The following is a 23,646-nucleotide window of genomic DNA, read 5'->3' as shown; positions in this document are numbered from 1 at the left end:
GCGACACGGCGCCCCCGGGGGAACACGGGGCGCGGAGGACCGAGAGAGGCGACACGGGGACATGAAGACGAAGAGGACCCTCCGGCACATGGCCATGGCCGGCGCGACCACCGCCCTCGCCCTGGCCGGGACGATGGCCACCACCGGCACCGCCCAGGCGGCGCTCGAAAAGGGCGACGGCTACACCGCGATCTACGACGACGAGCCGCTCTACCCGGGCTGGCACGTCGACTCCATGACCGCCCGAGTGATCATGCAGCCCGACGGCAACTTCGTCGTCTACCAGAAGGACGGCAACGGGCAGTTCACCAAGGTCGCCTATGCCAGCAACACCGTCGGCTGCGGCTACAAGGCCGTCATGCAGTCCGACGGCAACCTCGTGGTCTACTCCGCCAACGGCGGCGTCTGCTGGTCCCTCGGCACGGCCGGCCACCCGCACGCCAAGCTGATGGTCTTCGACGCCGGCCGCTCCGGCGTCCACTGGAACGGCGGCATCATCCCCCGCAGCGGCAACGGCGGCGACCCCAACACCGTTGCCCTCTCCTCCGACCTGTACTGAGGCCGCTGGGACGGGCTCAGCCCCGCCCCGCGAACCAGCGGACCAGGTCGGCCACCGACCACTGCGGGCGGGCCGCCAGCCGGGTCGCCGCCGTCCGCAGCAGGACGGGCAGGTACCCGCAGATCGCGGCCAGCCCCGCCACCGCGTCCGGCTCGCGGCGGATCCGCTCCGCGCCCACGATCCGGGCCAGCAACTCGTAGGCGTCGTGCGGCTCCAGCGGTCCCACCGCGAGCCGCACGGCGCAGCCGGGCAGCGCCCCGGGCTCGGCGCCCGCCACCACCACGGCGCAGCCCGGCACCTCGGGGAGCAGCAGCCCGGGGTCGGCCACCCCGTCCAGCACCACCAGCACCCGCCGCCCGGCGAGCAGTTCGCGGTAGCGCGCGCCGAGCTCGACGGCCCCCGCGCCGTCGCCGGGCCGCTCCCCCAGGGCGCGCAGGAAGCCCGCCAGCACGGCACCGGCCTCCCCGCCGGCCGCGTACAACTGCCCGTCCGGGAAGGCGTCCTGCACCGTGTGGGCGACGTGCACGGCCAGCGCCGAGGCCCCGCTGCCGGAGGGCCCCGACAGCCCCACCACCGGCGAGGCGCCGGCCCGCAGCGCCCGCTCCGCCTCCCCCACCAGCCCGGCCCGGCCGACCAGGTCGGGGATGTCCGGCGGCAGCTGGCACGGTCGGGGCAGCGCCCGGGCCGCCGCCACGGGCTCCCCGCCCCGGACCCGCTCGGCCAGTTCCGCCACCGCGGCCCCCGGTTCGAGGCCCAGTTCCCGGTCCAGCCGCTCCCGCAGCTCCTCGTACGCCGCCAGCGCCCGCTCGGAACGGCCGCAGCGGTGCAGCGCCAGCAGGTGCAGCCGGTGCACCTCCTCGTCCAGCGGGTACGCCCGCGCCAGTTCGCCCAGCGGATCCAGCGCCTCCAGCACCTCCTCGTGGCCGCCGAGCGCGAGGTCCAGGTCGTACCGCACCTTGAGCGCCGCCAGCCGCCCGGCCGCCAGCCGCTCGCGGGCCCGCTCGGCGAGCGGACCGGGCACGCCCTCCAGCGCCCGCGGGCCCTCCCAGGCGTCGAGCGCCCCGATCAGCAACTCCCGGGCGCGCAGCGGATCCCGGTGACGCAGCGCGACGGCCTCGGCCACCGCGGCCTCGTACCGGAACAGGTCCACCGCGTCGCGCGGCACCGACAGGCGGTACCCGCCGGCCGCCGCCACCAGCAGCCCGGGCGCGTCCAGGGCCCGCCGCAACCGGTGCGCGTGGGTGCCGATCTGGCCCACCGGATCCTTCGGCCAGCGGGCGTCGTCCTCACCCCACAGGCCTTCGACCAGGCGGTCCGTCGGCACCAACTGCCCAGGGGCGAGCAGCAGCGCGGCCAGCACCGCCCGCTGCTGCGGCCTGCCGAGGTCGGCCTCACGGCCCTCGCACCGGGCGCGCAACGGCCCCAGCACGCGGAAATCGAGCTCCACTCCCCACCCTCTCGGAATTCCGACGTCCAGGGCACAATCTGTGAACAGAGCATAGAAGCCGGGGTACGGGGGCGCCGCAGTCCGGACGGAAGTGGCGAGATCCCGGCACGGGACGACTCACGAAACGGGACGACATGGTGGACATCGGGGGGACCGGACTGCGCTTCGCGCTGCTCGGCCCGCTACGGGCCTGGTACGGGACGGAAGAGGTGGAGCTCGGCCGCCCGCAGCAGCGCGCCCTGCTCGCCGTGCTGATCGGCGCCGCCGGGCGGACGGTCGCGAGCTCGGTGCTGGTCGAGGGCGTGTGGGGCGGCACCCCGCCGTCCGACCCGCGCAAGGCCGTCCAGCTGGCCGTCTCCCGGCTGCGCGCCGCGTTCAGGCCGCACACCGCGGGCGACCCGGACCAGCTGCCGCTGCACCGCGTCGGCGACGGCTACGCCCTGCGCGCCGCCCCCACCGACACCCAGCAGTGGCAGGCCCTGCTCGCCGAGGCCGAGCACCTGCGCCGGGCGGACGCGCCCGGGCAGGAGGTCCGGGAGGTGCTGCACCGCGCCCAGCGTTTGTGGGCCGGCGAAGCCCTCGCCGGGCTCCCCGGGCCGCACGCCGAAGCACTCCGGGCCCGCCTCGCCGAACAGCGCATCTCGGCCAAGGAGACCCAGCTCGAACTGGACGCCGACCTCGGCGACCGCAGCGACCTCACCGCCGAGGCCACCGCGCTCGCCCTCGAACACCCCGGCCGGCCCCGGCTCACCGCCGTCCTGATGCGCGCCCTCTACCAGGCCGGACGCAAGGCCGAGGCGCTCGCCGTCTACGAGGACGCCCGCCCCGCCCTGCCCCCGCACGACCGGGCCGCCGCCGAACTCCAGCTGCGCATCCTGCGCGAGGACACCACCCTGCTGCCCGCCCGGGCCGGCGCCGACCCCGAGCCCGCCGCCGAGCCCTGGCAGGCGCCCGACCAGCTCCCCTCCGGGCTGCCCGACTTCACCGGCCGCACCGAGGAACTGGACGCCCTCACCGACCGGCTGGCCGGGGCCGGCGGGCGCGCCGTCGTGGTCTCCGCCCTGGACGGCATGGGCGGCGTCGGCAAGACCGCCCTCGCCGTGCACACCGCCCGGCAGGTCCGCGCCCGCTTCCCCGACGGCCAGCTCTTCGCCGACCTGCGCGGCGCCGACCGCACCCCGCCCGACCCGGGCACCGTCCTGGCCGGCTTCCTGCGCGCCCTCGGCGTCGCCCCCGGCGAGATCCCCAATGACACCGGCGAACGCAGCGCCCTCTACCGCTCGGCCCTCGCCGGGCGGCGCGTCCTCGTCGTCCTCGACAACGCCGCCACCCTCGACCACGTCGAACCGCTGCTGCCCGGCGCCGCCGGCTGCGCCGTCCTGATCACCAGCCGGCGGCGGCTCACCGGCCTCTCCGGCGCCCACCACCTGCGCCTGGACACCCTGCCGCCCGCCGAGGCGCTGGAACTGCTCACCCGGATCGTCGGCGCCGACCGCGTCGCCGCCGAACCGGCGGCCGCCGAGGACGTCGTACGGGCCTGCGGCCTGCTGCCGCTGGCCGTCCGGATCGCGGCCTCCCGGCTCGCCACCGACCCCGCGCTCACCCTCGCCGCCCTCGCCGAAGGACTGCGCCGGGAGCACCGGCTGGCCGAACTCACCGACGGCGAGCGGACCGTGGAGGCCACCTTCGCCCTCTCCTACCACCGCCTCGACCCGGAACTCGCCCGCGCCTTCCGCCTGCTCTCGCTGCCCGACGCCCCCGACCTCCCGCTGCCCTGCGCCGCCGCGCTGCTCGGCCGCAGCGAGGACGAGGCCGACCGGCTGCTGGAGACCCTCGTCGACCTCAACCTGCTGCACTCCCCCCGCTTCGGCCGCTACGGCTTCCACGACCTCGTCCGCGACTACGCCCGTGGCCGGCTCGCCGCCGAGGAACCCCCCGCAGAACACACCGCCGCCGCCGACCGGCTCACCGACTTCTGCCTCGCCGCCGCCCGCAACGCCGACCGGGCCGCCCGCAAGGCCGAGGACGCCGAACTCAGCCTGCTCCGCGCCCCCGTGACCTCCCCCGGCGTGCCCATCGCCGACGGTCAGGAGGCCGTGCGCTGGATGCGCGAGCAGGCCGAGGTGCACGCCGCCGCCATCGCGCTCAGCTGCGCCGACCCCGCCCTGCCGCTCGCCCGCGCCGCCGAACTCGCCGACCGGATGGGCGCCGTGCTCGCCGAACGCACCCAGACCGGCGTCATCGTCGACCTCGCCGGACGCCTCGCCGACGAGGCCGGGGCCCGCGGCGCGCACGGCCCGCTCGCCCTCGCCCGCTACCTGCGCGGCGCCATGCTCTGGCACATCAACCACTACGCCGAGTCGGAGGCGGAGCTCCGCCGCGCCGTCGACCTCTGCACCACGCCCGCCACCGAACGGGTCCTCGCCAAGGCCCTGGTCAACCTCGCCGGCAACGCCCGCGTCCACGGCCGCCACGCCGAGGCCGCCGAACACGCCGGCCGCGCCGCCGAACTCTTCCGCCGCCTCGGCGCCGAACGCGCCGAAGGCAGCGCCCTCGGCGAGTTCGCGTTCAACGCCGCCCAGACCGGACGCCTCGCCGAGGCCCGGGAGGCCGCCGAACGCGGCGCCCGGCTGATGACCGCCGCCGGACCGGTCTCCGCCGCCACCGGCCGCTACTACCTGGCCCGGGTGCTGCGGCTGTGCGGGGACGGCCAGGCCGCCCTCACCCACGCGCTCGGCGCCCGGGACGAGTTCGCCGCCCTCCAGGTCACCGTGTTCGAGGCCGCCGCCGGGGAGCTCGCCGCCCGGATCCACGGCGAGGCCCGGCGCTGGCTGCTCGCCGCCGACGTCGCCGAGGCCGCCCTGCCGCAGGCCCGCCGCACCAGCCCCGCCCTGGAAGCCGGGCTGCTGCGCACCCTCGGCACCGCCCTCACCGGCCTCGGCCGCCTCCGCCAGGCCCGGGCCTGCCTCACCGACGCCCTGGACGGCTACCGGCGGCTCGGCCTCGACGAGGACGCGGCCCAGGTCAGCGCCGCACTGGCCGAGTTGGGGTGACCGACCCCGGGTGATCGTCCGCTACGCGCGTTGACCGCCTGTCTACCGCGGTCCGGGACCGTACTCCTCATCCGGCCCCGGACCGCGGCACCCGCCGCCCCGGGGCGACACCCCGAGGAGAGGCGCGACCCATGACCACGCTCGTGCACGGCGGCCGGGTCCCGAGCCCCGCGGCAGCCGGCCTGACCGGACCCGGCGTCGACTTCCGCACCGAACTGCTGACCTCCGTCAACTTCCGGCGGGTCCACGCCGGCGCCCGGCTGCTCACCCCGGACGGCCGGCTGGACGCCGCCGCCCAGCGCCACGCCGCCGACCTCGCCGCGCACGACCTCCTCCAGCAGGACGGCACCGACGGCAGCACGCCCTGGCGCCGGGTCCGGACGGCCGGCTTCGCGTTCCGCTTCGCCGCCGAGCTCATCGCCCCGGCCGACAGCGTGCCCCAGGCCGTACAGCTGTGGATGAACAGCCCCCGGCACCGCGACGCCGTGCTCGACCCGCGCTTCAACCACCTCGGCACCGGCTTCGCACCCGGCCGCTCCGGCGCCCCGGGCCGCTACGTGCTGACCCTCGGCCAGGTCTGACCACCCGGTCCGACCGCCACCGCGCACCTCGACAACACCCGACCTAAGGAGAACCGCCATGACCACCCCCACCCGCCGCCTGCTCGCCGGACTCGGCGCCGCCGCGGCCCTGGCCACCACCGTCCTGGTCGCCGCCCCCGCCGCCCAGGCGGCCGCCCCCGGGCCCTGCGACCTCGGGCCGTCCGTCAACGCCACCGTCAACGTCTTCAACGGCTCCGCCGGCGCCCTCGACCTGCCGTCCAACGACGAGACCAACGGCAAGCGGGTCGGCACCTACACCGCCAACCAGTCCCCCGCCCAGACCTGGACGTTCTGGGACTACTGCGACGGCACCACCGCCATCTCGCACGGTGGCAACGGCAAGGTGCTCGACCTCGACTCGCACGGCACCGGCGCCGTCCAGCTCTGGGACACCCCCGGCGGCTGGGACGGCCTCAACCAGCAGAACGGCCCCTGGATGGGCGCCAACCAGAAGTGGCGGCTGACCGACGAGGACCGCGGCTGGTACCTGATCCGCAACGTCGCCACCGGGCAGTGCCTCAAGGGCAACGGCATCGCCCAGTACACCTCGGTGACCTCCTGCAACGGCGGCGACCCGGCCCAGCGCTGGCACAAGTAGCCGCCCCACGGGGCCCGTTCCGCCGGCCCGGGGTGGCCGGCGGAACGGGCCTGCCCTCGATCGCGTGCCCCGGATCAGCCCGCACGACCGCACCGCCCTCGCCGCGCGGCTGCGCACCGACCCCGCGCCGCACCTGTTCGTCCAGATCGGCGCCGACGACGCCCCGGCGATCCACCTCTGCCGGCAGCTCGGCTTCACCACCGTCACCACGTACAACGAACGGGTGCTGACGTCCGGCTGGTCAGGGCGTCCGACTGGTCAGGACGTCCGGCTGGTCGATCATCGTCGCGGTGCCCGTACGCATGGCGGACGGAATCGCACGGCACCGGATCGACCCAGGTGGCAGGCGGTTCGGGTACCACTGATCACGACTCGGCATCCCTTGTCACGAACCCGCGTGGGACTCGTCACGGCGGAGTCAAGACGGCGCCAAAGGAATGGCGTCCGGCTTTCCCCCTGCGCTATGAACGTCCCTCAGGAGAACCGCCGCCACGGCGGTCCGCACGCACGGGGGACGTCACATGAAGACCATCCGCAACAGTCGCACCATGGCCCTGGCCGGCCTGGCCGTGGTCGGCGCGCTCACCATGACCGCCTGCAACGACGACGCCGCGTCGTCCGACAGCGCCACCACCCCGCCGGCCACCCAGGCCCCGGCCACGCCGTCCGCCGCGCCGACCACCCCGGCGGCCTCCGCCTCGGCGGCCGCGCCGACCGGCGGCGCCGGCGGTACGGCCACCGGCGGGACCACCGGCGGCGCCCCGGCCCAGGCCGGTCCGACGGCGGCGCCCGGCACCACGGTGAAGATCGGCGACGCGGCGACCGTCCCGTTCAGCTCGGGCAGCACCAAGGGCACCGTCTCGCTCGCGGTCACCTCGATCGACAAGGGCGACCCGGCCGACCTCACCCCGCTCAAGCTCGGCGACAAGGCCGCGGGCATGGTGCCGTACTACATCCGGTTCAAGGTCACCAACACCGGCAGCACCGACCTGTCCTTCTCCAGCCTGACCCAGGTGAAGGGCACCCTGCCGGACGGCTCGGAGGCCGCCGAGGTGATGCTGATCGGCAGCTTCGACAAGTGCCCGCACCCCTCGTTCCCGAAGGGCTTCACCAACGGGCAGTCGATCACCTCCTGCGTGCTGGCGCTGGCCCCGACGGCCACCAAGGTGTCGGGCGCCGAGTACTGGGGCGAGCCGTACACCCTGGGCAAGGGCGTCAACTGGAAGTGACCCGTCGACGGTGACCGGCGGTGAGCGGTGGTGATCCGCGGCGACCGCCGGTGACCTTCGACGACCCGGTGGGCGGGGCGGCTCCGGGCCACCCCGTCCACCGGGTCGCGCTCAGCCCGCGCTCAGCCCGCGGCCGGCCCGCCGTGGATCCGCAGGAAGGCGTCCACCCCGGACCCGGCCATCCGCCGGACCTCCTCCTCGGCCACCGGCAGGGCGCCCCAGAAGGAGCGCTCGGCCACGCCGTGGAAGGTCAGCAGGGTGAAGCGCTCGGCCGCGAGCCCCGGGTCCGGAACCGCCAGCAGCCCGCGCCGGCCGAGCTCCGCCAGGCACTGCGCGAGGGCCCGCTGGGCGGCCGCCGGGCCGGTCTCCAGCCAGGCCTCCAGGACGTCCGCCGGGATGTTGGCCACCTCGGCCCGGATCGCCCGGCCGAGCGCCCCGAGCTCGCCCGCGGCCGGCGCCGCGTTCGCCCGCTCCACCGCGAAGGCGGTGAGGGCGCTCCGCACGTCCACCGCGCCGTCCAGGTGCTCCGCCAGCAACTCCCGCATCCGCTCGGCCAGTTCCGCCGAGTTCTGCAGCGCCACCGACAGGAAGAGGGTCTCCTTGTCGGCGAAGTGGTTGTAGACCGTGCGCTTGGACACCCCGGCCTCGGCCGCGATCGCGTCCATGCTGGCCCGGACGTACCCCTCCCGCCCGAACACCGTGGTCGCGGCCCCGGTGATCGCCCTGCGCTTCTCCGGCCGTCCCGCTGCGCCCGTGGTCGCCACGACCTTCTCCTTCTCCGTCGGCGCCCCGCCGACCGTCTCAGAAACTGCCCGGTGTAGTGTCTGCTGGCCCGTTCACGAGCGGACTTGCCACCGAACAGGCGTGCTCTATGCTGCGTACGATCTCTACACCTCTGTAGAGCAAATCCGAAAACGTGCCTGCCCCCGAGCAGCAGCGGGAAACCGAGAACGGGAACCGGCCGGCCGAACACCAGCGTCCCGTACTGGCAGCGCCGCAACCGCTCTACCACGGCAGACCCGGCGCAGCGCCGACGTGGCGCGCGAAGCACGGGAACACCCGGGGGTGAGTGAGTGGCGGGGCAGCGAGGACGGTCGTCCGACCAGGGTTCACGACGGCGGACGGCGAGTCGGCCCGCGGGCCCCACGCGTCCCTTCTCCGGCGGGCCCGCACTGCCCCCGGTGGCGGCCCTCGGACTGCCGCTGGTCGGCGCGGTGGTCGACGAGCTCTCCGGGCCGGGCATGGGCCTGGCCTTCGCGGTGTGCGCGGTGATCGGCACCGGCCTGGCGGCCGGGCTCAGCACCCGCCGCGGCTGGTGGTGGGTGGTCGCCGCCTCCCCGCTGGTGGTGCTCGGCGTGACGGCCGCGGCCGAGCTGGCCGCGAACGGCGACACGTACCGGGGCAAGGCCCTGGCCACCGGCGCCGCGAAGTGGGTGGTGCACGGTTTCCCGGTGATGGCGCAGGCCGCCGTGGCGGCCCTGCTGGTGATCGTGGCCCGGGTGGCCCTGGACCGGAGGAGGCAGCATGGCTGACGAGCGCGAACGGGAACGGGAACGGCCGGAGGGCGGCCGGGCCGCCGGGCGCAGGGCCGCGGCCGCCCCGACGGGCCGCCGCAGCTCCCCGCTGCTGATCGCCGGCCGGGTGGTCGCCACCACGGTCGGCTTCGCGGTGTTCGCGGCCAGCGGGGTGGTCTGGTACGAGTACACGTCGCTGACCGACGGGATGACCACCTCCAACGCGATCGCGGAGACCAAGAAGGACGCCCCCAAGCACCTGGACAACTCGGTCAACCTGCTGCTGATCGGCCTGGACAGCCGCAAGGCGATGGACGGCTCCGACCTGCCCCCGCAGTTCGTCCAGGACGAACTGCACGCCGGCCACAGCTCGGACATCGGCGGGTACAACACCAACTCCCTGATCCTGCTGCACATACCGGCGGGCGGCGGCAAGGTGCAGGCGGTCTCCATCCCGCGCGACGACTACGTCATGACCTACAACGGGGACGGCTCCCAGCAGGGCATGCACAAGATCAAGGAGGCGTACGGCAACGCCAAGGACGCCTTCGACCGGAGCCCGAAGGCCAAGGGCCTCAAGGGCGCCGACCTGGAGAAGGCCGGCCGCGACGCCGGCCGGGCGGCCACCATCCGCACCGTCCAGACCTTCGTGAACCAGCCGGTGGACCACATCGCCGAGGTCAACCTGATGGGCTTCTACGACATCGCCAAGGCCGTGGAGCCGATCCAGGTCTGCCTGACCCACGACACCAAGGACCCGGCGATGGAGGGCCAGGGCTCCGGCGCCGACTTCAAGAAGGGCATCAACACCCTCAACGCCTCCCAGGCGCTGGCCTTCGTCCGCCAGCGCCACAACCTGGACGACGGCAAGGGCAACACCGGCGACTTCGCCCGCACCCACCGCCAGCAGGCCTTCATCTCCTCCGTCGTGCACAAGCTCAAGCAGGACGGCATCATCAGCGACCTCGGCAAGCTCAAGGACCTGTTCGGCGTCGTCCAGAAGGACCTGGTGATCGACAACGAGTGGAACGTCCTGGACTTCGCCCAGCAGGCCCCGGCGCTGACCGGCGGCAACGTCGAGTTCAACACCCTGACCTTCGACGGCTTCGGCACCAGGAACGGCCAGGACGTCAACCTGGTCACCCCGTCGAAGATCCAGAAGGTGGTCAAGCAGCTGTTCGGCTACGCCGACGCGGCCGCCCCCGCCGCCCCGGCGGACGGCGCCACCGACGCCCCGACCACCGAGGCCCCCGCCACCCCCTCGCCGAGCGCGACCGCCCCGGCCAAGGCGGCCGCCGCGGCCACCGTCGACGTGTACAACGCCTCCTCCGCCGCCGGGGTCTCCTCCTCCGCCGAGGCCAAGGCCCTGGTCGCGATGGGGTTCAAGGAGGGCACCACCGGCCCGGCCCGCAGCAAGCCGAAGACCACCACGGTGACCTACGGCAAGGGCGCCAAGGACGCCGCGGACCAGATCGCCGCCCGCTACGGCGCCACCGCCACCGAGTCCGCCACCGCCGCCGCCGGCCACGTGGTGGTCACCCTCGGCACCTCCTTCACCGGCGCCGACGACAAGTCCGCCGCCCCCAGCGGCCCCGCCCCCACCGGCGACCCGGCCGCCAACCTGCCGATGCAGGGCCCCGGCGTCGACGCCACGTCCGACGGCGGCATCCCCTGCGTCTTCTGACGCGAACCGCGGCACCGCAGCACCACGGCACCGCAGCAGCACCACGGCACAGCACCGCAGCACCGCACGAGGGAGGTCCCCACCGGGGGCCTCCCTCGGCGCTTTCCCCGGCCGATCCCTGGCGAGATTCTCCGTACTATGTATAGTGTACTGCGTACGGGATAACCGTGCGCAGTGACGAGAGGGCTCCGCATGCACATCACCAGCACCGTCGTCTCCCTGACCGTCGAGGACACCGGCGCCTCCGCCGCCTTCCTCCAGCGGCACTTCGGCTACACCGAGTTGATGTCCGCCGACGGCTTCGTCTCGCTCGGCCACCCCGACGGCGGGGTGAACGTCGTCTACCTGCGGCGCGGGCTGGAGGTGCTGCCCGAGGAGCAGCGGCACCGGACCGCGGACGGGGTGATCCTGGCGTTCACCGTCGAGGACATCGCGGCCCAGGAGGCGCGGCTGCGCGGCGAGGGGGTCGAGATCACCCTGCCGCTGCGCGAGGAGCCGTGGGGCGAGAAGCTCTTCCAGGTCACCGACCCGAGCGGGGTCCCGGTCGAGCTGGTCGAGTGGGCCCGGCAGTAGCCGCGAACGCGTCGGCGCCCCCGTCCCGGATCGGGCGGGGGCGCCGACGCGTGGTGGCGGGGCGGGGTGGTCAGTCGACCGTCCAGGTGTCGCCGCCCGCCAGCAGGGTCGCCAGGTCGCCAGGTCCGCGGTGGGCGACGGCGGTGGCCAGCTGGCTCTCCATCAGGTCGTCGTAGACCGGGCGCCGGACGTCGCGCAGCACGCCGATCGGCGTGTGGTGCAGGGTGTCCGCGTCGGCGATCCGGGACAGCGCGAAGGCGCCGGTCGGGCTGGCCGCGTGGGCGTCGTGGACCAGCACCCGCGCCTCGTTGTCCGCCGTCACCGGGGCGGTGGACAGCTCGCCGTCCGCGCCCCGGAAGACGCCGTTGGCCCCGTCCGCGCCGAAGCGGATCGGCCGCCCGTGCTCCAGCCGGATCAGCGCCTCGTCCCGGGTGCCGGCCTCCTTGAGCACCTCGAAGGCGCCGTCGTTGAAGATGTTGCAGTTCTGGTAGATCTCCACCAGCGCCGTGCCCTCGTGCTCGGCCGCCGCCCGCAGCACCGACTGCAGGTGCTGGCGGTCCGAGTCGATGGTGCGGGCGACGAAGGAGGCCTCGGCGCCGATCGCCAGCGACAGCGGGTTGAACGGCGCGTCCAGCGAGCCCATCGGGGTCGACTTGGTGATCTTGCCGAGCTCGCTGGTCGGCGAGTACTGGCCCTTGGTGAGGCCGTAGATCCGGTTGTTGAACAGCAGGATCTTGAGGTTGACGTTGCGCCGCAGGGCGTGGATCAGGTGGTTGCCGCCGATCGACAGCGCGTCGCCGTCCCCGGTCACCACCCAGACGCTGAGGTCCCGCCGGGAGGAGGCCAGCCCGGTCGCGATCGCCGGCGCCCGGCCGTGGATCGAGTGCACCCCGTAGGTGTTCATGTAGTACGGGAAGCGCGAGGAGCAGCCGATGCCGGAGACGAAGACGGTGTTCTCCCGCTTGATGCCGAGCTCCGGCATGAAGGACTGCACCGCCGCCAGGATCGCGTAGTCACCGCAGCCCGGGCACCAGCGCACCTCCTGGTCGGTCTTGAAGTCCCGGGCGCTCTGCGGCCCGTCGGCCTTGGGCACCAGCTTCAAGGACGGGAACGCGTGCTCACTCATCGGTGGTCCTCCTCGTCCAGGGTGCCGATCGCCGCCCACAGCACGTCCGCCAACTGCGCCGCCTTGAACGGCAGTCCGCGCACCTGGTTGTAGGACTCGGCGTCCACCAGGTACTTCGCCCGCAGCAGCAGCGCGAGCTGGCCCAGGTTCATCTCGGGCACGATGACCTTCTCGTAACTGCGCAGCACCGAGCCCAGGTTGGCCGGGAACGGGTTGAGGTTGCGCAGGTGCGCCTGGGCGACCTCGCCGCCGTCCGCGCGCACCCGGCGCACCGCCGCGGTGATCGGGCCGTAGGTCGAGCCCCAGCCGAGCACCAGCACCCGGGCGTCGCCGGTCGGGTCGTCGACCTCCACCGGCTTGACGGTGATCCCGTCGACCTTCGCCTGCCGGGTGCGGACCATCAGGTCGTGGTTGGCCGGGTCGTAGGAGATGTTCCCGGTGCCGTCCTGCTTCTCGATGCCGCCGATCCGGTGCTCCAGGCCGGGCGTGCCGGGCACCGCCCAGGGGCGGGCCAGGGTGTGCTGGTCCCGCAGGTACGGCCAGAAGGCACCGTCCTCGCGGTTCGGGCCGGTCGCGAACTTCGGGTCGATCTCCGGCAGTTCGTCGACCTCCGGGATCCGCCAGGGCTCCGAGCCGTTCGCCAGGTAGCCGTCCGAGAGCAGGAACACCGGGGTGCGGTAGGTCACCGCGATCCGGGCCGCCTCCAGCGCCGCGTCGAAGCACTCGGCGGGCGTGGCCGGGGCGACGATCGGCACCGGCGCCTCGCCGTTGCGGCCGAACATGGCCTGCAGCAGGTCCGCCTGCTCGGTCTTGGTCGGCAGGCCGGTGGACGGGCCGCCGCGCTGGATGTCCACCACCAGCAGCGGCAGTTCCAGCGAGACCGCCAGGCCGATCGTCTCCGACTTGAGCGCCACGCCCGGGCCGGAGGTGGTGGTCACGCCGAGCGCCCCGCCGAAGGCCGCGCCGAGCGCGGCGCCGATCCCGGCGATCTCGTCCTCGGCCTGGAAGGTGCGCACCCCGAAGTCCTTGTGCCGGCTCAGCTCGTGCAGGATGTCCGAGGCCGGGGTGATCGGGTACGAGCCCAGGTACAGCGGCAGGCCGGAGCGCTGCCCGGCGGCGATCAGCCCGTAGGACAGCGCCAGGTTGCCGGAGATGTTGCGGTAGCGCCCGGCCGGGAGCTTGGCCGGCGGCACCTCGTAGGAGACCGCGAAGGACTCGGTGGTCTCGCCGAAGTTCCAGCCCGCCCGGAAGGCGCTGATGTTGGCCTCGGCGATCTGCGGCTTCTTGGCGAACTTGGCGCGCAGGAAGGACTCGGTGCCGTGGGTGGGCCGGTGGTACATCCAGGACAGCAGGCCCAGGGCGAACATGTTCTTCGCCCGTTCGGCGTCCTTGCGGGCCAGCCCGCTGTCCTTGAGCGCCTCCAGGGTCAGCGTGGTGAGCGGCACCCGGTGCAGGTGGAAGGCGTCCAGCGAGTCGTCGCCGAGCGGGTCCGCCGCGTAACCGACCTTGGTCAGCGCGCGCTTGGTGAACTCGTCGGTGTTGACGATGATCTCCGCGCCGCGCGGCAGGTCCGGCAGGTTCGCCTTCAAGGCCGCCGGGTTCATCGCCACCAGCACGTTCGGCGCGTCGCCCGGGGTGAGGATGTCGTGGTCGGCGAAGTGCAGTTGGAAGGAGGAGACGCCCGGCAGGGTGCCGGCGGGGGCCCGGATCTCGGCCGGGAAGTTCGGCAGCGTGGAGAGGTCGTTGCCGAACGCGGCCGTCTCCGAGGTGAAGCGGTCACCGGTGAGCTGCATGCCGTCGCCGGAGTCCCCCGCGAACCGGATGATCACCCGGTCGAGTCTGCGAACGGGCTTGGGGCGCCTCTCCGGTGGACTGCCCGGGGCGTGCGGGCCGGCTGGTCCGGCCGCTCCGGGGCGTCCGTCACCACCGCCGGTACGACCCTCGTCGCCGCCCGATCCGTCCACTGCCTCCGACTGATCGACCTGACTGGTCACTGCCGCGGACCTCCTCGTGGACGCACCACCGCGGGCGCGGCCCCGTGCCCCGTCCGCCTGGTGCACCGCTCGCATCCTATGCGCGCGACCTCGGGCCCGGTTGGAACTCCCGCAGGAATTTCCCCCGCCCGTTCCGGTACCGCACCCAGGGACAACGCCCGCCCGCCGGAGATCATTCCGGGTACGGAGCAGGCGCCCCCCGGCGGGCGCCCCGGACGGCCCCCGGACGGCCCCGGCTAGGAGTTGAGGTAGGTCAGCACCGCGAGCACCCGGCGGTGGTCCTCCGCGCTCTGCGCCAGCCCCAGCTTGAGGAAGATGTTGCTGACGTGCTTCTCCACCGCCCCGTCCGACACCACCAGCTGCTTGGCCACGGCCGCGTTGGTGCGCCCCTCGGCCATCAGGCCGAGCACCTCGCGCTCGCGCGGCGTGAGATTGGCCAGAACGTCGCCCTTGCGGCTGCGGCTGAGCAGCTGCTGCACCACCTCCGGGTCCAGCGCGGTGCCGCCCTCGGCGACCCGCACCACCGCGTCGGCGAACTCGCGCACCTCGGCGACCCGGTCCTTCAACAGGTAGCCGACGCCCCGGGTGGAGCCGGCCAGCAGCTCGGAGGCGTAGCGCTCCTCCACGAACTGCGACAGCACCAGCACGCCCAGCTGCGGGTAGCGCCCGCGCAGCTCCACGCAGGCGCGCAGGCCCTCGTCGGTGTGGGTCGGGGGCATCCGCACGTCCGAGACCACCACGTCCGGCAGGGCGTCGGCCGCCGCCAGGTCGTGGATCGTCTTCACCAGGGCGGCGCCGTCCCCGACCCCCGCCACGACCTCCAGGCCGCGGTCGGTGAGCAGCCTGGTCAGGCCTTCCCGGAGCAGTACGGAGTCCTCGGCGATGACGACGCGGCGCATGGCGACCTTCCGGGCAGGCGTGAGCTGACGGGTGTCAGTCTCCCCCATCCGCCCGCGCCCGTACGGGCTCGGGGTCCGATCCGCCGGGGGCGGTCACATGGTGCGGATCGCCACCGCGTCGCAGAGCCCGTCCAGGGCGGCCTTGGCCGCGCAGTCCGGCAGCGGGGCCAGCAGCGCCCGGGCCTCCTCGGAGTGCCGCAGGGTCTCCCGGCGGGCGCGCTCCAGGGCGGGGTGGGCGCGCAGCAGGCGCAGCGCCTCGGCGTGCAGGTCGTCGTCGGAGAGGTCCTGGGTGAGCAGTGCGCGCAGCCGGGTGTCGGCCGGGTCGTCCGGGTCGGCCGGCATCTGCTCCAGCAGCAGGGTCGGCAGGGTCGGCACGCCCTCGCGCAGGTCGGTGCCGGGGGTCTTGCCGGATTCGTGGCCGTCGCTGGCGACGTCCAGCACGTCGTCGGCCAGCTGGAAGGCGATGCCGATCCGCTCGCCGAACTCGCCGAGGGTGTCCACCAGTGCGGGCGGGGCGCCGGCCATCAGCGCTCCTATCCGGCAGGAGACGGCGATCAGCGATCCGGTCTTGCCGGCCAGCACGTCCAGGTAGTGCAGCAGCCGGTCGGCCTCCGGGCCGGGGCCGCGGGTCTCCAGGATCTGGCCGGTCACCAGCCGCTCGAAGGCCTCGGCCTGCATCCGCACCGCCTCCGGGCCGAGGTCGGCCAGCACCTGGGAGGCGCGGGAGAACAGGAAGTCGCCGGTGAGGATGGCCACCGAGTTGTCCCAGCGGGAGTTGGCGCTCTCCGCGCCGCGGCGCACCGGGGCCTCGTCCATCACGTCGTCGTGGTACAGCGTGGCCAGGTGGGTCAGCTCGACGACCACCGCGGCCGGCACCACGCCGGGCGCCCCCGGGTCGCCGAACTGGGCGGCCAGCAGCAGGAGCAGCGGACGGAAGCGCTTGCCGCCGGCCTCGATCAGGTGGGAGGCGGTGACGGTGATGAAGGGGACGTCGCTCTTGACGGCCTCGGAGAGCGCCGCCTCCACGGCGTCCAGTCCGGCCTGGACGTCCCGGGTCAGGTCGCGGTCCTGCACGCTGAGCCCGAAGGGTCCCACGACGGTCACGAAGACCACTCCTCTGTCCCTGGTCGATCTAGCGGCCTGGTCCCTGAGTGCCGCCGCTGGCCATACAGGCAGGGTATCCGGTCGCGAGTGGATCACTGCACGGGCGTGCGGATCCCGTCATGACCGCGCCGGAAGCCCTGGTCAGGAGGCCTGCGCGGACGGAGCCGCGGTGGGGGCGAATTCATCGGGAAACAAAGGCCGGAGATCGGCCCGCGGATCCGGACCGATCTCCGACAAACCGACCGGCTACGGTCAGTACGCGAACAGCGAGGCCTTGGACGCGAGGTCCAGGAAGTACTGCGGCAGCAGGCCCAGACCCAGCGTGACCAGCACCCCGACCCCGATCGCGGTCGCCGTGAAGGCGCTCGGGATCGCCACCGTCGGACCGCCCGGCTGCGGGTCGGAGAAGAACATCAGCACGATCACCCGGATGTAGAAGAACGCGGCCACCGCCGAACTCAGCACACCGACGATCACCAGCGGCGTCGCCCCGCCGGCCGCCGCCGCCTGGAACACCGCGAACTTCCCGGTGAAGCCGGAGGTCAGCGGGATCCCGGCGAAGGCCAGCAGGAACAGCGCGAAGACCGCCGCCACCAGCGGCGAGCGCCGCCCCAGCCCCGCCCAGCTCGACAGGTGGGTCGCCTCCCCCTTGGAGTCGCGCACCAGGGTGACCACGGCGAAGGCCCCCAGCGTCACGAAGGAGTACGCCGCCAGGTAGAACAGCACCGAGGACAGGCCCTGCTTGTTGACCGCGATCACCCCGGTCAGGATGAACCCGGCGTGCGCGATCGAGGAGTACGCCAGCAGCCGCTTGACGTCCTGCTGGGTCACCGCCAGCACCGCGCCGACCACCATGGTCAGGATCGCCACGCCCCACAGCACCGGCCGCCAGTCCAGCCGCAGGCCCGGGAAGGCCACGTAGAACAGCCGCAGGAACGCCCCGAACGCGGCGACCTTGGTGGCCGCGGCCATGAAGCCGGTCACCGGGGTCGGCGCCCCCTGGTAGACGTCCGGGATCCAGGAGTGGAACGGCACCGCGCCGACCTTGAACAGCAGGCCCACCGCCAGCATCGCCAGGCCGGTCAGCAGCAGCGCGTCGCTCTGGGTGCTGCTCAGCTGCGCCGGGGTGGTCATCGCCTTGCCGGCGATGACGTCCGCGATGTCGCCGAGCTTCACGCTGCCCGCGTAGCCGTACAGCAGCGCGGTGCCGAACAGGAAGAACGCCGAGGCGAAGGCGCCCAGCAGGAAGTACTTGACCGCCGCCTCCTGGGACAGCAGCCGGCGGCGCCGGGCCAGCGCGCACAGCAGGTACAGCGGGAGGGAGAAGACCTCCAGCGCCACGAACATGGTCAGCAGGTCGTTGGCGGCCGGGAAGAGCAGCATGCCGCCGACCGCGAACAGGGTCAGCGGGAACACCTCGGTGGTCGCGAAGCCGGCCCGGACCGCGGCCCGCTCCTGCTCCCCGCCCGGGGTGGCGGACGCCTGGGCGGCGAAGGCGTCGGCGGGCAGGCCGCCGGCCTTGGGCTCCAGCTTCCGCTCGGCGTAGGTGAGCACCGCGACGACGGCGACCAGCAGGATCACGCCCTGGAGGAACAGCGCCGGGCCGTCCAGTGCGACCGACTCCATGGCCAGCAGGTCGACCCGCGGCGCGCCGTGGCCCTGGGTGGCCAGCACCACCACGGCGGCGAACGCGCCGGCCAGCGCGACCAGCGCCAGCGACACCTGGGTCCAGTGCCGCAGCCGGCGCGGCACGAAGGCCTCGACCAGGACGCCCGCCACGGCGGCCCCGAAGACCACCAGCATCGGGGAGAGTTGGCCGTACTCGATGTGCGGCGCCGGGATGCTGGGGGTGTTGCCGCCGACGGCGGCGAGCACTGCGGTGGCACTCACTTCTGCTCACCTCCTGAGGTGGCGGCGACCGGGTGGGCCGGCGCCGGATCGGTCCGGTGGACCTGCGAGAGCGTCGCGTCCACCGAGGGGTTCACCAGGTCGGTGAGCGGCTTCGGGTACACGCCGAGCAGGATCGTCAGCGCCACCAGCGGTGCCACCACGGCCAGTTCGCGGACCTTGAGGTCGGGCATCGCGCGCACGCCCTCCTTCACCGGGCCGGTCATGGTGCGCTGGTACAGCAGCAGGGCGTACAGCGCGGCCAGCACGATGCCGAGGGTGGCGACGACGCCGATCGCCGGGTAGCGGGTGAAGGTGCCGACCAGCACCAGGAACTCGCTGACGAACGGGGCCAGCCCCGGCAGCGACAGGGTCGCCAGGCTGCCGATCAGGAAGGTCCCGGCGAGCACCGGGGCGACCTTCTGCACGCCGCCGTAGTCGGCGATCAGCCGCGAGCCGCGGCGCGAGATCAGGAAGCCGGCCACCAGCATCCACGCGGCGGTGGAGAGGCCGTGGTTGACCATGTAGAGGGTCGCGCCGCTCTGGCCCTGGCTGGTCATCGCGAAGATGCCCATGATGATGAAGCCGAAGTGCGAGATCGAGGCGTAGGCGACCAGCCGCTTGATGTCCTTCTGGCCGACCGCCAGCAGCGCGCCGTAGACGATCCCGACCAGCGACAGCACCAGGATCGCCGGGGCGAAGGTCTTCGAGGCGTCCGGGAACAGCCCCAGGCAGAAGCGCAGCATCGCGAAGGTGCCGACCTTGTCCACCACCGCGGTGATCAGCACCGCGGTGCCGGCCGTCGCCTCGCCCATCGCGTTCGGCAGCCAGGTGTGCAGCGGCCACAGCGGGGCCTTCACCGCGAAGGCGAAGAAGAAGCCGAGGAACAGCGCGTTCTGCGCCGTCCCGGACAGCTTGAGGCTGCCGTCGGCGACCGCCCCGGTGAGGGTCGGCAGGTCGAAGGTGCCGAGGCCCTGCTCCTGGGCGATCACGTACAGCCCGATCACCGCGGCCAGCATCACCAGGCCGCCGAGCAGGTTGTACAGCAGGAACTTGACGGCCGCGTAGGAGCGCTGACGCGCCGACTCGGGGCCGCCGGCCCGGTCGCCGAAGCCGCCGATCAGGAAGTACATCGGGATCAGCATGGCTTCGAAGAACACGTAGAACAGGAAGACGTCGGTGGCGTAGAAGGACACCACCACCATCGCCTCCACCGCCAGGATCAGGGCGAAGAAGGCCTGGGTGCGCCGGTTGTTCTCGAAGCTGCCGTCGGGGCCCGGCGCGGCCGGGTCCGCGTCGTGCCAGGAGGCCAGCATCACCATCGGCACCAGGACGGCCGTCAGCAGGGCCAGCACCGCGCCGATGCCGTCCACGCCGAGCGAGAAGGTGATGCCGAAGGAACGGATCCAGCTGTACGACTCGGTCAGCTGGAACCGGGCGCCGTGCGGGTCGAAGCGCAGCGCCACCAGGGCGGCCAGCACCAGGGTCACCCCGGACACGGCCAGCGCGACGGTCTTGGTGGTGCGCCGCCGGGCCTCGTTCGTCCCGGCGGGCAGCGCGGCGGTCAGCACCGCGCCGGCCGCCGGGACGGCGCAGGTGGTGGTCAGCAGGACGCTCACGACCAGACCTCCCGACGCGATTCCCCGCCGAGCGGGCGAGTAACTGTCATCACACGGACCTCATCAGGAGAGTCGAGGCGACCAGCACCAGCGTGCCGCCGAACATGGAGAGCGCGTACGAGCGGACGAAGCCGTTCTGGACCCGCCGCAGCCGGCCGGACAGGCCCCCGATGAGGGCGGCCAGGCCGTTGACGAAGCCGTCCAGGCCGCGGCTGTCGAAGTAGACCAGGGTCGCGGCCAGCGCCGAGCCCGGCCGCACCAGCACCGCGTGGTTGAAGTCGTCCTGCAGCAGGTCGCGGCGGGCCGCCCGGGTGAGCGGGGAGCCGACCGGCGGCACCACCGGGACGGGCGAGCGCCCGTACATCAGGTACGCCAGGCCCACGCCGGCCAGCATGCAGGCCGTGGTCAGCCCGGTGACCGTCCAGGAGCCGAGCGGGGAGTCGCCCTCGCTGTGGCCGGTGACCGGCTCCAGCCACTTCAGGAAGGAGCCGTGCAGGACGAACAGCCCACCGGCGAAGACCGAGCCGAAGGCCAGCAGGACCATCGGCACGACCATGGTCCGCGGCGACTCGTGCGGGTGCGGGAGGTTGCCCTCGGCGTCCGGCTGCCAGCGCTTCTCGCCGAAGAAGGTCAGCAGCATCACCCGGGTCATGTAGAACGCGGTGACGGCCGCGCCGACCAGCGCGCACAGGCCGAGGATCCAGCCCTCGGTGCCGCCCTTGGCGAAGGCCGCCTCGATGATCTTGTCCTTGGAGAAGAAGCCGGACAGCCCCGGGAAGCCGATGATGGCGAGGTAGCCCAGGCCGAAGGTGGCGAAGGTCCACGGCATCTTCCGCCACAGGCCGCCGTAGTGGCGCATGTTCACCTCGTCGTCCATGCCGTGCATGACCGACCCGGCGCCGAGGAACAGCCCGGCCTTGAAGAAGCCGTGGGTCACCAGGTGCATGATCGCGAAGACGTAGCCGATCGGGCCCAGCCCGGCCGCCAGGATCATGTAGCCGATCTGCGACATGGTCGAACCGGCCAGCGCCTTCTTGATGTCGTCCTTGGCACAACCGACGACCGCACCGAACAGCAGCGTCACGGCGCCGACCACCACCACGGCGGTCTGGGCGTCCGGCGCCAGGTCGAAGATCGCCGAGGACCGGGTGATCAGGTAGACCCCGGCGGTCACCATGGTGGCCGCGTGGATCAGGGCCGAGACCGGGGTCGGGCCCTCCATCGCGTCCCCCAGCCAGGACTGCAGCGGCACCTGCGCCGACTTGCCGCACGCGGCCAGCAGCAGCATCAGGCCGATCGCCGTCAGCCTGCCCTCGCTCGCCCCGTGCGCCCCGTCGAAGACCGGCGTGAAGGCGAAGGAGCCGAACTCGGCGAACATCAGCATGATCGCGATCGACAGGCCCATGTCGCCGACCCGGTTGACCAGGAACGCCTTCTTCGCCGCCGTCGCCGCGCTCGGCTTGTGCTGCCAGAAGCCGATCAGCAGGTACGAGGCCAGGCCCACGCCCTCCCAGCCGAAGTACAGCAGCAGGTAGTTGTCCGCCAGCACCAGCAGCAGCATGGCGGCCAGGAACAGGTTCAGGTACGCGAAGAAGCGGCGCCGGCGCTCGTCGTGCGCCATGTAGCCCACCGAGTACAGGTGGATCAGCGTGCCCACCCCGGTGATCAACAGCACGAAGGTCATCGACAACTGGTCGAGCCGGAACGAGACGTCGGCCTGAAAGGCGTTCACCGGCACCCAGGTGAACAGGTGCTTCGTCACCGCCCGGTGCTCGACGTCCCGGCCCAGCATGTCCGAGAACAGGGCCAGGCCGAAGCCGAACGAGAGCGCGGCGAGCGCGGTGGCCAGCCAGTGGCCGAAGCGGTCGAAGGCACGACCGCCCAGGAGCAGCAGGGCGGCACCGGCCAGCGGAGCCGCCACCAGCAGCGGAATGAGAGAGTTCACCGAAGGCCCTCCGCCTACAGCTTCATCAGATTGCTGTCGTCGACCGAAGCGGAGTGCCTGGTCCGGAAGATGGAGACGATGATGGCGAGGCCGACCACGACCTCGGCCGCCGCGACCACCATGGTGAAGAACGCGATGATCTGACCGTCCAAGGTCCCGTGCAGCCGGGAGAACGTCACCAGGGCCAGGTTCGAGGCGTTCAGCATCAGCTCCACGCACATGAACAGCACGACCGCGTTGCGCCGGATCAACACCCCGGACGCGCCGATGGTGAACAACAGGGCCGACAGATAAAGGTAGTTGACCGGATTCACCGCTCCCCCTCCCCCGCCTCGTGCTCCTCGGCCCCGTGACCCGGGACCGGCTCCAAGGGCCTGCGCGCGGGCGCCACCACCGGCCGCTCCGAGGACGGCCGGCCCAGCCAGTCCGCCGTGCTGTTCTCCAGCTCCGCCATCCGCCGCAGCATCTCCTGACTGACGTCCCGGACCTGGCCCCGCTCGCGCAGCGTCGCCATCACCGAGTCCTCCGCGATCGTGCCGTCCGGCAGCAGCCCCGGCACGTCCACCGCGTTGTGCCGCGCGTACACGCCCGGCGCCGGCAGCGGCGGCACCTGGATGTTGTCCCGCACCCGCTGCTCCGCCAGCTCCCGCTGGGTCTTCGGCGCCGTCACGTGCTCCCGGTGGGTCAGCACCATCGCGCCGATCGCCGCGGTGATCAGCAGCGCGCCGGTGACCTCGAAGGCCCACACGTAGCGGGTGAAGATCAGCCGGGCCAGGCCCGGCACATTGCCCTCGGCGTTGGCCTCGGCCAGCCCGGTGAAGTGGTTCAGCTTCGCGTTCGCGATGCCCGCGATCAGCAGCACCCCGAAGCCCAGCCCGCACAGCACCGCCGCGAACCGCTGGCCCTTCAACTGCTCCTTCAGAGAGTCCTCGCTGGTCACGCCGACCAGCATCACCACGAACAGGAACAGCATCATGATCGCGCCGGTGTACACCACGATCTGCACCACGCCCAGGAACACCGCGCCCTGGGCCATGTAACAGACCGCCAGCGCCAGCATGGTCGCCGCCAGGCACAGCGCGCTGTGCACCGCCTTGCGCATCAGCAGCATGCCCAGCGCGCCACCGACCGCGATCACCGCGAGCACCCAGAACTGGACGGCCTCACCCGTGGAGGTCGTCCCGCTCGCCGCCGCCAGCTGTGCGATCACTGCCGCACCTCCTTCTCCCGGTCGGTGCGCTCCTGCTGGACCGTCCCCGGCGCCGCCCCGGTGACCTCGCCCCGGTAGTACGCGCCCTCGTCGGTGCCCGGGAAGATCGCGTGCGGGGTGTCGACCATGTCCTCCGACAGGCCCACCAGCAGCTGCTCCTTGGTGAAGATCAGGTCCTTGCGGGAGGAGTCCGCCAGCTCGTACTCGTTGGTCATGGTCAGCGCCCGGGTCGGACAGGCCTCGATGCACAGCCCGCACAGGATGCAGCGGGCGTAGTTGATCTGGTACACCGCGCCGTAGCGCTCACCCGGCGAGTAGCGCTCCTCGTCCCGGTTGTCCGCGCCCTCCACGTAGATCGCGTCGGCCGGACAGGCCCACGCGCACAACTCGCAGCCGACGCACTTCTCCAGCCCGTCCGGATGCCGGTTCAGCTGGTGGCGGCCGTGGAAGCGCGGCGCCGTGGGCTTCTTCTGCTCCGGGTACTGCTCGGTCAGCCGCTTCTTGAACATGGCCTTGAAGGTCACGCCGAAACCGGCGGCCGGACCGAGCACCGACGGCCGGTCGGCCCGCTCGGGCCGGCCCGTCTGGTCGGACGACATCGCG

The 23,646-nt window shown here is 73.1% G+C and carries 20 protein-coding genes; 8 read left to right on the top strand and 12 right to left on the bottom strand.

The features are described 5' to 3' along the window. Positions 1–61: 61 nt before the first annotated feature. Positions 62–559 (top strand): hypothetical protein, encoded by a 498-nt coding sequence (locus ACZ58X_RS14710; protein ID WP_470334020.1) that lies wholly within the window; start codon positions 62–64, stop codon positions 557–559. A 16-nt stretch (positions 560–575) separates the two neighbouring features. Here the strand turns inward: ACZ58X_RS14710 and ACZ58X_RS14705 are convergent, their stop codons facing one another. Further along, entirely contained in the window at positions 576–2,006 is a 1,431-nt protein-coding gene (locus ACZ58X_RS14705; RefSeq protein WP_470334019.1) for an AfsR/SARP family transcriptional regulator, read from the bottom strand. A gap of 134 nt (positions 2,007–2,140) precedes the next feature. Here ACZ58X_RS14705 and ACZ58X_RS14700 point away from each other — a divergent pair, with 134 nt between their 5' ends. The 4 genes from ACZ58X_RS14700 (at position 2,141) to ACZ58X_RS14685 (ending at position 7,488) form a co-directional block, all read left to right on the top strand. Continuing rightward, complete coding sequence (locus ACZ58X_RS14700) at positions 2,141–5,059, top strand: AfsR/SARP family transcriptional regulator (RefSeq protein ID WP_470334018.1); 2,919 nt, start codon at positions 2,141–2,143, stop codon at positions 5,057–5,059. Positions 5,060–5,190: 131 nt separating this feature from the next. Further along, positions 5,191–5,640 carry a CAP domain-containing protein gene (locus tag ACZ58X_RS14695; RefSeq protein WP_470334017.1) on the top strand — a complete coding sequence of 150 codons (450 nt, stop codon included), beginning with the start codon at positions 5,191–5,193 and terminating at the stop codon, positions 5,638–5,640. Between the two features lie 58 nt (positions 5,641–5,698). After that, entirely contained in the window at positions 5,699–6,259 is a 561-nt protein-coding gene (locus ACZ58X_RS14690) for an RICIN domain-containing protein (protein WP_470334016.1), read from the top strand. Between the two features lie 521 nt (positions 6,260–6,780). Beyond that, positions 6,781–7,488 (top strand): hypothetical protein, encoded by a 708-nt coding sequence (locus ACZ58X_RS14685; protein WP_470334015.1) that lies wholly within the window; start codon positions 6,781–6,783, stop codon positions 7,486–7,488. A 122-nt stretch (positions 7,489–7,610) separates the two neighbouring features. Here the strand turns inward: ACZ58X_RS14685 and ACZ58X_RS14680 are convergent, their stop codons facing one another. Next, a complete protein-coding gene (locus ACZ58X_RS14680) occupies positions 7,611–8,252 on the bottom strand; it encodes a TetR/AcrR family transcriptional regulator (RefSeq protein ID WP_470334014.1) in 642 nt (213 codons plus the stop codon). Between the two features lie 417 nt (positions 8,253–8,669). On the opposite strand from ACZ58X_RS14680, the gene ACZ58X_RS14675 reads away from it, so the two are divergent. From ACZ58X_RS14675 to ACZ58X_RS14665, 3 genes are all read left to right on the top strand, one after another. Further along, positions 8,670–9,020, top strand: coding sequence for a DUF6542 domain-containing protein (locus ACZ58X_RS14675; protein ID WP_470334013.1), 351 nt, complete (start codon positions 8,670–8,672; stop codon positions 9,018–9,020). Beyond that, the gene (locus ACZ58X_RS14670; RefSeq protein WP_470334012.1) at positions 9,013–10,686 is read left to right on the top strand and encodes an LCP family protein; all 1,674 of its coding nucleotides are present in this window, start codon (positions 9,013–9,015) and stop codon (positions 10,684–10,686) included. Before ACZ58X_RS14675 ends, ACZ58X_RS14670 begins: the two co-directional genes overlap by 8 nt. Positions 10,687–10,878: 192 nt before the next feature. Next, complete coding sequence (locus tag ACZ58X_RS14665) at positions 10,879–11,259, top strand: VOC family protein (protein WP_470334011.1); 381 nt, start codon at positions 10,879–10,881, stop codon at positions 11,257–11,259. A 70-nt stretch (positions 11,260–11,329) separates the two neighbouring features. Here ACZ58X_RS14665 and ACZ58X_RS14660 read toward each other — a convergent pair whose 3' ends face one another. The 10 genes from ACZ58X_RS14660 to nuoI all read right to left on the bottom strand — a co-directional run bounded on the left by ACZ58X_RS14660 (position 11,330) and on the right by nuoI (position 23,642). Next, positions 11,330–12,385, bottom strand: coding sequence for a 2-oxoacid:ferredoxin oxidoreductase subunit beta (locus tag ACZ58X_RS14660; protein WP_470334010.1), 1,056 nt, complete (start codon positions 12,383–12,385; stop codon positions 11,330–11,332). Further along, the gene (locus ACZ58X_RS14655) at positions 12,382–14,214 is read right to left on the bottom strand and encodes a 2-oxoacid:acceptor oxidoreductase subunit alpha (RefSeq protein WP_470334009.1); all 1,833 of its coding nucleotides are present in this window, start codon (positions 14,212–14,214) and stop codon (positions 12,382–12,384) included. The genes ACZ58X_RS14660 and ACZ58X_RS14655 overlap by 4 nt, the downstream gene beginning before the upstream one ends. Positions 14,215–14,615: 401 nt before the next feature. Beyond that, positions 14,616–15,278 carry a response regulator transcription factor gene (locus tag ACZ58X_RS14650; RefSeq protein WP_360244863.1) on the bottom strand — a complete coding sequence of 221 codons (663 nt, stop codon included), beginning with the start codon at positions 15,276–15,278 and terminating at the stop codon, positions 14,616–14,618. Between the two features lie 93 nt (positions 15,279–15,371). Beyond that, the gene (locus tag ACZ58X_RS14645; protein WP_470334008.1) at positions 15,372–16,382 is read right to left on the bottom strand and encodes a polyprenyl synthetase family protein; all 1,011 of its coding nucleotides are present in this window, start codon (positions 16,380–16,382) and stop codon (positions 15,372–15,374) included. Positions 16,383–16,634: 252 nt separating this feature from the next. Then, positions 16,635–18,272: an NADH-quinone oxidoreductase subunit NuoN gene (gene nuoN, locus ACZ58X_RS14640; RefSeq protein ID WP_470334007.1), complete on the bottom strand. Its 1,638-nt coding sequence runs from the start codon at positions 18,270–18,272 to the stop codon at positions 16,635–16,637. Beyond that, a complete protein-coding gene (locus ACZ58X_RS14635; RefSeq protein ID WP_470334006.1) occupies positions 18,269–19,888 on the bottom strand; it encodes an NADH-quinone oxidoreductase subunit M in 1,620 nt (539 codons plus the stop codon). The genes nuoN and ACZ58X_RS14635 overlap by 4 nt, the downstream gene beginning before the upstream one ends. Positions 19,889–19,937: 49 nt before the next feature. Then, entirely contained in the window at positions 19,938–21,833 is a 1,896-nt protein-coding gene (nuoL, locus tag ACZ58X_RS14630; protein WP_470334005.1) for an NADH-quinone oxidoreductase subunit L, read from the bottom strand. Between the two features lie 14 nt (positions 21,834–21,847). Continuing rightward, entirely contained in the window at positions 21,848–22,147 is a 300-nt protein-coding gene (gene nuoK, locus ACZ58X_RS14625; protein WP_360244848.1) for an NADH-quinone oxidoreductase subunit NuoK, read from the bottom strand. Continuing rightward, positions 22,144–23,040 (bottom strand): NADH-quinone oxidoreductase subunit J, encoded by an 897-nt coding sequence (locus ACZ58X_RS14620; RefSeq protein WP_470334115.1) that lies wholly within the window; start codon positions 23,038–23,040, stop codon positions 22,144–22,146. Before ACZ58X_RS14620 ends, nuoK begins: the two co-directional genes overlap by 4 nt. Next, a complete protein-coding gene (gene nuoI, locus ACZ58X_RS14615) occupies positions 23,040–23,642 on the bottom strand; it encodes an NADH-quinone oxidoreductase subunit NuoI (RefSeq protein ID WP_470334004.1) in 603 nt (200 codons plus the stop codon). Before nuoI ends, ACZ58X_RS14620 begins: the two co-directional genes overlap by 1 nt. Positions 23,643–23,646: the final 4 nt, after the last annotated feature.

The organism is Kitasatospora sp. NPDC040550, from assembly GCF_055594965.1.
Note: the sequence above shows the minus strand (reverse complement) of the source record. Positions and strands in the feature narration are given on the sequence as shown.

What these genes read in the sequence shown, in the direction of transcription:
- ACZ58X_RS14710 (WP_470334020.1), top strand. Translation starts at nt 62, where the DNA reads ATGAAGACGAAGAGGACCCTCCGGCACATGGCCATGGCCGGCGCGACC.
- ACZ58X_RS14700 (WP_470334018.1), top strand. Translation starts at nt 2,141, where the DNA reads ATGGTGGACATCGGGGGGACCGGACTGCGCTTCGCGCTGCTCGGCCCG.
- ACZ58X_RS14695 (WP_470334017.1), top strand. Translation starts at nt 5,191, where the DNA reads ATGACCACGCTCGTGCACGGCGGCCGGGTCCCGAGCCCCGCGGCAGCC.
- ACZ58X_RS14690 (WP_470334016.1), top strand. Translation starts at nt 5,699, where the DNA reads ATGACCACCCCCACCCGCCGCCTGCTCGCCGGACTCGGCGCCGCCGCG.
- ACZ58X_RS14685 (WP_470334015.1), top strand. Translation starts at nt 6,781, where the DNA reads ATGAAGACCATCCGCAACAGTCGCACCATGGCCCTGGCCGGCCTGGCC.
- ACZ58X_RS14670 (WP_470334012.1), top strand. Translation starts at nt 9,013, where the DNA reads ATGGCTGACGAGCGCGAACGGGAACGGGAACGGCCGGAGGGCGGCCGG.
- ACZ58X_RS14665 (WP_470334011.1), top strand. Translation starts at nt 10,879, where the DNA reads ATGCACATCACCAGCACCGTCGTCTCCCTGACCGTCGAGGACACCGGC.
- ACZ58X_RS14660 (WP_470334010.1), bottom strand. Translation starts at nt 12,385, where the DNA reads ATGAGTGAGCACGCGTTCCCGTCCTTGAAGCTGGTGCCCAAGGCCGAC.
- ACZ58X_RS14650 (WP_360244863.1), bottom strand. Translation starts at nt 15,278, where the DNA reads ATGCGCCGCGTCGTCATCGCCGAGGACTCCGTACTGCTCCGGGAAGGC.
- nuoI (WP_470334004.1), bottom strand. Translation starts at nt 23,642, where the DNA reads ATGTCGTCCGACCAGACGGGCCGGCCCGAGCGGGCCGACCGGCCGTCG.